The sequence below is a fragment of the Bacillus sp. LR_5 genome, from assembly GCF_042709275.1.
This window is the reverse complement of sequence record NZ_JAVAXX010000492.1, coordinates 1-2,796: the sequence shown is the minus strand read 5'-3', so window position 1 is coordinate 2,796 and position 2,796 is coordinate 1. Positions and strand designations below refer to the sequence as shown.

Genomic DNA, 2,796 nt, shown 5'->3' with positions numbered 1-2,796 from the left:
TAATAGCTTGAAAAGTTACCTTACAACTATATTACGAGAAACTGGTATTTGGAAGGGAATTTATATTAACATATCCTTAAATTTTATTAATGTTGGCTTTTAAAAAAACACCCGCTCGATTAGCGGGTGTTTCTTATGGAACAAGATTCTTCGGCAAATTCAGACTCGATTTTATGGTTTTGTCGGAATATAAAATGTAAATGTCGTTCCTTTATCCATTCGGCTGTGCACCGTAATCGATCCGTTGTGGGCTTCCACGATATTTTTAACGATAGCCAGCCCAAGCCCGGTTCCTGCTCTGCCTCTTGTCCGCGCTTTATCTGCTTTATAGAACCGCTCAAAGATAAATGGCAGATCTTCTTCCGGAATGCCGGATCCAGAGTCTTTGATATCAATTTTCAATCCATCCTTCACAGAATGGACTGCAATGGAAACACTGCCGCCGGATGAAGTATGCCGCAGCGCGTTATCGATCAAGTTGGTAAATACCTGCTCCATCTTGTCCTCATCAAACATAAATTCCTCTTCTGTGAGAGAAATGTCTTGATGTAAACTTATATTTTTTTCTTTTGCAACACCGGAAAATTTCCGAATGATCTTCTCTAAAAATTCATTGACATTGATTTTTTCGTAATGCAAGCCTGTATGGCCTGATTCCATTCGGGCTAAATCAAGCAAATCATTGACTAGACGGCCCATTCGCAACGATTCGTCATAAATGATTTGAGCAATTTCTTTCCGGTCTTCTTCGGAGCTTGCAATGTCATCGACAATTGCTTCACTGTATCCCTGAAGCATAGAGATCGGTGTTCTCAACTCATGGCTGACATTTGCGATAAAGTCCTCCCGCAGCTTATCTAGGCGGCGTTCTTCAGTCATGTCGCGCAGCACGGCAACCGCTCCTCTGACATGCGATTCCGCATAAAGCGGCGACATCAAGAGCACCCATGATCTGCCTTGCAGTGTCATCTCAATCATTTGTTCTTTTTCAGTGCTGACAGCGTTTTGAAACAGCTCTTTTGCTTCAGGCGGAAGGTTATCGCCTTCTTTGATATTCATATTCTGCTCATAATACCAAGCCTGAAGAAAACGTTCAGCCGGAGGGTTTGTCACAAGAATTGTACCGTCGATATTAATGGTAATGACCCCGTCAGCCATACTGCTCAAAATGTTAGATAGCTGCTCTTTTTCTTGATTGAGCGCATTAATATGAAAGTTAAGCTGCCGGCCCATTTGATTAAAAGCGGTTGCCAGTTCACCGATTTCATCCTGGGTTAAAATCGGGATTTTTGTATCGAACTTGCCCTTCGCCAAATCCTGTGCGCCTTCTCTCATTTTTCGGAGCGGATACGTGACCCTGCTTGATAAGAAGAAAGCGAAAAACGTGGTCAGTACAATCGCAATCCCCGCGGCCAGGAAAATATAGCGGGTCGTGTGTTTTGTTGTATCTTTAACGGCAAGCAAAGACTGAGATAAAAAGACCATGCCTTTCTTTCCGTCTTTTTCATACGGGACACCTACAATCAGACGTTCATTATCCGTGTCTGTATCGCTCAGCCCCGTTCGTTTGCTTACTTTTTTATGGTCTTGAAGAGCTTTATTTAAGTCATTGTCATGCTGTATTTGTTCAACCGTAATGGACGACAGGCGATTTTTATCATTCGGAGAATACCAGTACTTTTTCTCATCCTGAATAATGGCAATGCTTGTTAAGTTATCAGCGAGCTCCCAAGTGATTGATCTTGCCAGTGCCTGATCCTCGTGATTTTCTAGGATGACAGCAACTTTATTCGCAAGCTGTGTTAAATCATTCTCGGCTTCTTCCACGTGATAATTCTCAATAAATTCCAGCAAAAGAACCGTTAAAATGAACAATACGATCAAGACAAGTGAAAGGATCGTAAACCACAGCTTGCCTACTACGCTTTTCCAAAATTTCATTCAGTGCCTACCTCAAATTTATAGCCCACACCCCATACGGTGACAATTTTTTTCGCAGCTTCCGGAGATACCTTGTTCAGCTTCTCTCTCAGGCGTTTGACGTGAGTGTCTACTGTCCGCAGATCACCAAAAAACTCATATTGCCACACTTCTTTCAGAAGCTTTTCCCGATCATACACTTTGTCAGGTGTTTTTGCTAAGAAGTATAGGAGCTCATACTCTTTCGGCGTCAGGCTTACTTCTGTTCCATCAGCCGTTACGCGATGGGCATCATGGTCAATGGACAGATGTGAAAACACTAGCACATTTTTCGTCGGTGTATTGGCATTCAAATAAGAGGTTTGGGATGCTCTTCTCAAAAGGGCTTTTACCCGCAGCACGACTTCTCTCGGGCTGAATGGCTTGACAATATAATCATCTGTTCCCGCTTCAAATCCCTGCACCCGGTTTGCTTCTTCTCCTTTTGCAGTCAGCATGATGATTGGTGTCGCTTTTTTTTCCCGAACTTGCCGGCACACTTCAATTCCGTCAGTCCCCGGCATCATCAGATCAAGCAAAATTAAGTCATAATTGGCTTCAAGCCCTTTGGCAATGGCTTCATCACCATTTTCCGCTTCGTCTATGACATAATTTTCACGTTCAAGGTACATTCTTAAAAGGCGGCGAATTCTGGCTTCGTCATCAACTACTAATATTTTGGTTTCGTTCATTTGGTCCATCGTTTTCCCCCTGCTTTCCTTCTGTTACTTTCATTTTATCAAATCATGAGAAAGTTTGAGAACTGTATCGCTTTCTAAGGACTATGCATAAGAATGAAGTCCAGCAAGCACTAGATTTACGAATATTAAATTAAAC

2 protein-coding genes are annotated in these 2,796 nt (G+C 42.5%); both read right to left on the bottom strand.

The features are described 5' to 3' along the window. Positions 1-171: 171 nt before the first annotated feature. Positions 172-1,941, bottom strand: coding sequence for a sensor histidine kinase ResE (resE, locus tag RAC86_RS37530; protein WP_072566495.1), 1,770 nt, complete (start codon positions 1,939-1,941; stop codon positions 172-174). After that, a complete protein-coding gene (gene resD / locus RAC86_RS37525) occupies positions 1,938-2,660 on the bottom strand; it encodes a DNA-binding response regulator ResD (RefSeq protein ID WP_080376113.1) in 723 nt (240 codons plus the stop codon). Before resD ends, resE begins: the two co-directional genes overlap by 4 nt. Positions 2,661-2,796 lie beyond the last annotated feature (136 nt).

Excerpts from the sequence above, each read along its gene's own strand:
- resE (WP_072566495.1), bottom strand. The coding sequence starts at position 1,941 with ATGAAATTTTGGAAAAGCGTAGTAGGCAAGCTGTGGTTTACGATCCTT.
- resD (WP_080376113.1), bottom strand. The coding sequence starts at position 2,660 with ATGGACCAAATGAACGAAACCAAAATATTAGTAGTTGATGACGAAGCC.